The sequence below is a fragment of the Mycobacterium sp. 1245499.0 genome (assembly GCF_001673615.1).
Lineage (GTDB): Bacteria > Actinomycetota > Actinomycetes > Mycobacteriales > Mycobacteriaceae > Mycobacterium > Mycobacterium europaeum_A.
The window spans coordinates 21383-28194 of record NZ_LZMG01000137.1; the positions used below are offsets into that span (position 1 = coordinate 21383).

3 protein-coding genes and 2 pseudogenes are annotated in these 6812 nt (G+C 68.2%); 4 read left to right on the plus strand and 1 reads right to left on the minus strand.

Translation table 11 applies throughout. The annotated features are described in order from the left end of the window. The first annotated feature begins 112 nt into the window (after nucleotides 1–112). The 3 genes from A5646_RS06855 to A5646_RS06865 are packed head-to-tail and all read left to right on the plus strand — an operon-like array spanning nucleotide 113 to nucleotide 2813. The gene (locus A5646_RS06855) at nucleotides 113–1273 is read left to right on the plus strand and encodes an acyl-CoA dehydrogenase family protein (protein WP_066867129.1); all 1161 of its coding nucleotides are present in this window, start codon (nucleotides 113–115) and stop codon (nucleotides 1271–1273) included. Nucleotides 1274–1280: 7 nt separating this feature from the next. Further along, entirely contained in the window at nucleotides 1281–2387 is a 1107-nt protein-coding gene (locus A5646_RS06860; protein WP_067020778.1) for an acyl-CoA dehydrogenase family protein, read from the plus strand. Nucleotides 2388–2390: 3 nt separating this feature from the next. Next, a complete protein-coding gene (locus A5646_RS06865; protein ID WP_066880991.1) occupies nucleotides 2391–2813 on the plus strand; it encodes a PPOX class F420-dependent oxidoreductase in 423 nt (140 codons plus the stop codon). A gap of 2 nt (nucleotides 2814–2815) precedes the next feature. Here the strand turns inward: A5646_RS06865 and A5646_RS06870 are convergent. Beyond that, nucleotides 2816–6499, minus strand: a pseudogene (locus tag A5646_RS06870) (SDR family NAD(P)-dependent oxidoreductase); the annotation flags it as partial. Between A5646_RS06870 and A5646_RS28805 the strand changes: the two are divergent. Then, nucleotides 6491–6812 (plus strand): annotated as a pseudogene (locus A5646_RS28805) (hypothetical protein); the annotation flags it as partial. The pseudogenes A5646_RS06870 and A5646_RS28805 sit on opposite strands and share 9 nt — an antisense overlap.

The following is a 6812-nucleotide window of genomic DNA, read 5'->3' on the forward strand; positions in this document are numbered from 1 at the left end:
GGGGCCCGCGAGGGATGGGTCAAGATGGAAGTCGAGCGAACGACCAGCACCGCCAGAAAACAGCTCGGGGCGCTGCGTCGTCACGGTCACCCCGAAACGACAGGAGGCTGCCATGCAACTGGCGCTCACGCCCGAGGAAGCCGCGTTCCGCGACGAACTCCGCACCATCTACACGACTAAGATTCCCGAGGAGCTGCGCGAGCGGGTACGCCGCGGCTCGGCCGAAGTGAACCACGACGACATCGTCACCAGCCACAAGATCCTGCACGAGCACGGCCTGGCAGTACCGAACTGGCCGGTGGAATGGGGCGGCAAGGACTGGACCCCGACCCAGCACCAGATCTGGGCCGACGAGATGCAGCTGGCGTGCGTCCCCGAGCCGCTGAACTTCAACACCAAGATGGTGGGCCCGGTGATCGCCGAATTCGGTTCGGAGGAAGTCAAACAACGCTTCCTGCCCCCGACCGCCAGCCTCGACATCTGGTGGTGCCAGGGCTTCTCCGAGCCCGAGGCGGGGTCGGATCTGGCCTCGCTGCGCACCACCGCGGTGCGGGACGGCGACGACTACGTGGTCAACGGCCAAAAGACCTGGACCACGCTCGGCCAGTACGCGGACTGGATCTTCTGCCTGGTCCGCACCGACCCGCAAGCGCCCAAGCGGCAGGCCGGCATCTCCTTTTTGCTCTTCGACATGAAGACGCCGGGCATCACCCTGCGACCCATCAAGACGATCGACGGCGGCCACGAAATCAACGAGGTCTTCTTCGAAGACGTCCGGGTTCCCGCCAATCAGCTTGTCGGAGAAGAGAATCAGGGCTGGACGTACGCTAAATTCCTGCTCGGCAACGAGCGCACCGGCATCGCCGGGGTGGGACGGACCAAGGTGCGCCTCGCCGAGGTGAAGAAACACGCCAAGGCCACCGGAGTGCTGGGCGACCCGCTGTTCGCGGCGCGGCTGGCCGAGGCCGAAAACGAGCTGCTGGCACTGGAACTCACCCAGTCGCGGGTCGTCACCGACTCCGCGGACGGGCAGCCCAATCCGGCCTCGTCGGTGCTCAAACTGCGCGGCAGCCAATTGCAGCAGGTGGCCACCGAACTGCTCGTCGAGGTGGCCGGGCCAGACGCGCTGCCGGCCAACGGCGAAGACATCGCCTCGCCGGACTGGGCCCAACACAGTGCGCCGCACTACCTCAACTACCGCAAGACGTCGATCTACGGCGGCAGCAGCGAGGTGCAGCGCAACATCATCGCGTCGACGATTCTGGGATTGTGAGGCAGTCATGGACTTTCAGCTGAGCGACGAGCAGGCCCTGCTCCGCGACACCACGCGCGACCTGCTGTCGCGCACCTACGACCCGGAAAGCCGCAACAAGATCATCGGCTCCGATCTCGGCTGGAGCCGCGAGGTCTGGAGCCAGCTCGCCGACACCGGCATCCTCGGCCTCGGTTTCGATCCGGACGAGTCCGGCCAGATCGAGATCATGGTGGTGCTCAACGAGGTCGGGCGCCGCCTCGCCCCCGAACCGGTACTGCACGCCGCGCTGGGACCCGGTGCGCTGATCGCCGAGCTGGGCACCGACGCGCAGAAGGAACTGCTCGACGAGGTCGCGGGCGGGCAGCGGCTGCTGGCGTTCGCCCACCTCGAGCCGGGGCAGCGCGATCCGTCCGCCGAGTTGAGCACCAAGGCTGCGCAGCAAGGTGATTCGTGGACCTTGAGCGGTCGGAAGAACCCGGTGCTGGCCGGGGACGCCGCCGACACCCTGGTGGTCAGCGCCGCCTTGCCGAGCGGCGGCGCCGGCCTGTTCCTGGTCGATGCGGCATCGGTCACCAGGCACCCGTTCCGGACGTTCGACGGACAGCGCGGCGCCCAGATCGACCTGGACTCCACTGCCGCCGAACCCCTCGGCGAGGCGGTCGACGCGTCGGGCGCGATCCGCGACACCATTGTGCGCATCCAGTCCGCGTTGTGCGCCGAAGCGCTGGGCGCCATGGAGGAATCGCTGCGCCTGACCACTGATTACCTCAAGACCCGCAAGCAGTTCGGCGTCACGCTCAACAAATTCCAGGCGCTCACGCAACGCGCGGCCGACATGTACGTCTCGCTGGAACTGGCCCGCAGCATGACCCTGTACGCGGCCATGTCGATCGCTGACGGCAACATCGACCCGGTGATCGCCTCGCGCGCCAAGCTGCAGGTCGGCCGATCGGGACGGCACATCGCGCAGGAGTCGGTCCAGATGCACGGCGGCATCGGGGTGACCGCGGAATACCCGGTCAGCCACTATGCCGCCCGGCTCACCGCGATCGAGCACACGCTGGGCACCTCGGGTGAGCACCTGCACAACCTGATCGACCACCTCGGCGACTACGACCTGGCCCGCCTCTAACGCATGGCCGAGCTGACCGAAAAGGTCATCGAGTTCCTCTCGACCGGCACCCGTACCGGGATGCTGGGCTACGTCGCCGCCGATGGCAGGCCGCTGGTCGCCCCGGTGTGGTTCGTCGTCGACGACGGGCAGTTGGCGTTCAACACCGGTCGCGACACGTCGAAAGGCCGTGCCCTGGCCCGCGATCCGCGAGTGGTGATCTGCGTCGACGACCCTCATCCGCCGTATTCGTTCGTCCAGGTGCAGGGCGTGGCCACGGTCAGCGAGGATCCGCAGGACGTGCTGGACATCGCGACCCGCACCGGGGGCCGCTACATGGGCGCCGACCGCGCCGACGAATTCGGCAGGCGCAACGCCGTTCCCGGCGAATTAGTGGTGCGGCTGCGTCCGACCAAGGTCATCACCGGGTTCGACATCAGCGCCTGACATCATTGCGGCTCCTGCGCCGCAACCGGTTCCGGCTGGCCCGGCTCGGTGTCCGCGTCGGGCAGCTGACCCACGAGGTATTCGGCCAGGCCTCCGATGGTCGGATAGTCGAACACCGCAGTCGCGTTGATCGTGAACTTACGGCCGAACTGACTGTGCAGCCGGTTGCGCAGCTCGATCGCCATCAACGAATCCGTCCCCAGGTCCAGGAACCGGCTGCTCGCCGCCGGCGGTGAGGCGAGCCGCAGGAAGTTCTGCACCTCTCGTTGCAGGAATTCGGTCACGAAACCGGCGCGCTGTGGCACCGGAATCTCCATGAGCTGCTTGAGCAACTCGCTGTCACCGGTCACCTCTCCGACCGCACTGGGCAACACCACGTCGAGGATCGGTGGTCGCGAACTGCCCAGCACCTTCGCGGCGCGCTGCCAGTTGGCCTTGAGGACGGTGGCCTGGCCGGTTCCGTTCGCGACGACCTCGGCGAGGGCACCCAGGGCCGCCGACGGTTCCAGCGGAATCAGGCCCTGCGCACTGATGTTGGCGGTCGCGGCCTCCGAGGAGGCCATGCCGCCCTGGGCCCAGGGACCGAAGTTGACGCCGGTGGCCGGCAGGCCCTGCGCCCTGCGCTGTGCGACCAGGCCGTCGAGCAGCGCGTTGGCGGTCGCGTAGTTGGACTGACCGGGCGAACCGAACAAGCTCGACACCGACGAGGACACGATGAAGAAGTCGAGCTCGTCGTCTCGGGTCAACCTGTCCAGGTGGCATGCGCCGAATGCCTTGGGCGCCAACGTTGTCTGGAACCGTTCCAGGCTCTGCTGGGACAGCAGCGCATCATCGAGCACGCCGGCCAGATGGGCCACGCCGGCCAACGGTGGCAGCTCCGCGCGGATGCGCGCCAGCAGCGCGGCAACCTCGGACTCGTTGCCGACGTCGGCGGTGAAGACATGGATGCGGCACTTGTAGCGCTCGGTCATCTCCTCGATCAACCGTTGCGCGTCCGCACCCGGCTCCCGTCGGCTGGTCAGCACGATGTCACCGGCACCGAGCTGCGCCAGATACGACGCCGTGTGCAGACCGATGGCTCCCAGTCCACCGGTGATCAGGTAGCTCCGATCCGCCCGCGGCTGCAGCGGATTGGGTATCTGCACCACGATCTTGCCGATGTGCCGCGCTTGCTGCATGCGGCGGAACGCGGCCCGCGCCTCGGTCAGGGGGTAGATCTCGGCCGGCAGCGGTGTCCAGTCCCCGTCGGCCAATCCCTGTGACACCTCGGTCAGCAAGCCCCGAATGCGTTCGGGCTCTTGGAAGGTCACCGTGTCCAGCGCCACGATCTCGTAGGCGATGTCGGGACGGGCCTGCGCCATCTGCTCGGGTGTCCAGATGTCGCGCTTGGCGATCTCGGCGAAGCGGCCGTTCTGGGCGGTCGCCCGCACGGTCGCTTCGAGGAACCCCTCGCTGGTCAGGCTGTTGAGCACCACGTCGACGCCGGCACCGTCGGTGTCGGCGAGGATCTGGTCGGCGAAATCCGTTGTGCGCGAGTCATAGACGTACTCCACACCCAGCTTGCGCAGCGTCGCGCGCTTGAAGGTGCTGGCGGTGGCGAAGACGGTGGCACCGCACTGCTGAGCCATCTGGATGGCCGCCAGGCCGACACCGCCGCTGGCGGCGTGGATGAGCACACGGTCGCCGGGCTTCAGCTGTGCCCAGTCGAACGCGAGCCGAACCGTCAGCGCCGCAGCGGGAATGGTGGCCGCCTCGACCGCACTGACGCCGTCGGGGATCGGCGCGAGCAGCTGGGCGGGCACGTTGAACCGGCTGGAGAACGCCCCCTGCATGAAGCCGTAGACGCGCTGACCGACCTCGAGCCCGGTGACGCCGGCGCCCAATTGCGTGACGACGCCGGCGAAATCACCGCCGATGGGTCCCGGGTCGCCCGGATAGAGGCCGAGGACGTTGAGCACGTCGCGGAAGTTGAGGCCCGAGGCCTCCACCCGGACCTGCACATAGCCCTCGCCCGGAGGTGCGACGTCCACTTCCGTGAGTCGCAGGTTGTCGATCGCGCCGCGCTCGGTGGGCGCCAGGACGTAGTCGCCCGCACGCGGCACCGTGAGATGACCGCTGCGCGCCCACGGCAGCAACCGGGATGCCAGCAGCTTTCCTTGTCGCACCGCCAGTTCCGGTTCGTCCACCGGGGTGGCCAACAGGCTGGCCAGCGCGTGCACGGCCTCCGGTGATCCGTCGCAATCGATCAACTTGGCGCGCAGCGCCGGTTCCTCGTTGATCGTGGTGCGCCCGAGCCCCCACAGCGCCGCCTGCACCGGGTCGACCGGCTCGCCGGATTCGCATGCCACGGCCCGCTCGGTGACAATCCACAGTCCCCCAGGCAAATTCACGCCGCCGCCCTGCACCGCGTGCACGGCGCTGAGCAGATTGGCGATCTCGGTCTCGAGGCGCGCCGCCCCGTTGGTCGAGTCGGCGCCACCTTTGCCCGCGTTGGGCGCTTCGCCGCGCCAGACGACGCCGGCGAACGGCAGCCCCTGCTCGGCGGCCTGCGTCAGCACCTGCCCCAACGGCTGCGGATCTGCGCTCCGGTCGAACGCGATGCAGCCCGGCACCTTGGCGGCCAGTTCGTCGAATCCGGCGATCAACCAGGTGCCGCCGATCTCTGCGGCTTCTTCGGCCGGCGGCGCCGGCACCTCGTGCCAGCCGAGGGTGTACAGCAGCCGGGTGGCATCGCCGCCGAGGCCGCGCAGCAACGCCTCGCGCGGTGCGCGTTTCACCGTGAACTCGCGAATCCCGCCCAGCCGGCGGCCGTCCCGGTCGACGAAATCGAGGTCGAATACCTGGGTCTCGCTGTTGAGTTCGCTGGTGTGCCACCTCGCACGGCAGTAGAACCGCCGCGGCATCTTCTCCCGCAACATCACTTGCCCGTAGCGCAGCGGCAGGAACAGATCGTTGACGCCCTGTTCGGCGGCGAGGAGCGCCGGGAAGGCCGGGAAGGCGACCCCGGTGCACAGGTCCATCAGCACCGGGTGCATCGGCTCGCTGCCGAGTTGTTCGGCGAGTTCGGCACCGACGAGGATGTCGCCGACCGCCTCGCCGTCACCGAGCCACAGTGACTTCAGGGAACCGGACCAGGTCGGTCCCCAGGCCAGCTCCAAGTCGGCGAAGGTCTCGAACAACTCCTGTGGACGCATGCGGTTCAGCCGCTCGAGCGCTTCGTCGATCGGATCACCGTCATCGGACACCGGCTCGTCGGTGACGTCGTCCGCGCCGGCGACCACGGTGCCTTCGGCGTTCAACGACCACTCGGCGCCGCGTTCCCCGTAGGGACGGCTGTGCACCTGGAAGGTGAATTCGCGACCTGCCTGCACCGGGTGCAAGGTCAGCTGTACCTCGCGAGAACTCTTCTCCGGCAAGATGATCGGCTCGTAGAAGAAGACGTCCTTCGCCCGTGCCGGAGTGCCGACCGCGGCCAACGCCATCGCCGCGTAGGTTGCGCCGGGCACCACGACCGTGCCGTAGATGACGTGATCGGATAGCCACGGCTGCGATTTGACGGACAACCTGCTGGTGTAGACGGAGTCGCCCGAGGCGAGGTCCTTCGCGCTGCCCAGGATGCCCGAAGACGGGCCGGCCCCTCCGACGACGGCGGTGCCGGATGTCTTGGGCCAGAACCGGCGGCGCTGGGCTGCTCGGTGTTGATGGAGATCGGTCCGCAACCGGTGCTGACCGGTGCCGCGGTGCAGGTCTGGCCGGAGCACCTGACCGCACCGCGGGCGATCGTCTCGCTGCGTAAGGGCGTCGGCGATCGGCGCCAGATCGCCGACGCGCTGGCCGCGGCCTACGTCGGCGGCCATCGTCCGGATTTCGCTGCGCTGCATGGTCAGCGACGTCGCAGCATCGAACTGCCCACCTATCCGTTCCAGCGCCGCCGGTTCTGGCCCAAGACATCCGGCACCGCCGTCGTCGGAGGGGCCGGCCCGTCTTCGGGCATCCTGG

Bases quoted from the DNA above. Each gene is read 5' to 3' on its own strand.
- A5646_RS06855 (WP_066867129.1), top strand. From the start codon at position 113: ATGCAACTGGCGCTCACGCCCGAGGAAGCCGCGTTCCGCGACGAACTC.
- A5646_RS06860 (WP_067020778.1), top strand. From the start codon at position 1,281: ATGGACTTTCAGCTGAGCGACGAGCAGGCCCTGCTCCGCGACACCACG.
- A5646_RS06865 (WP_066880991.1), top strand. From the start codon at position 2,391: ATGGCCGAGCTGACCGAAAAGGTCATCGAGTTCCTCTCGACCGGCACC.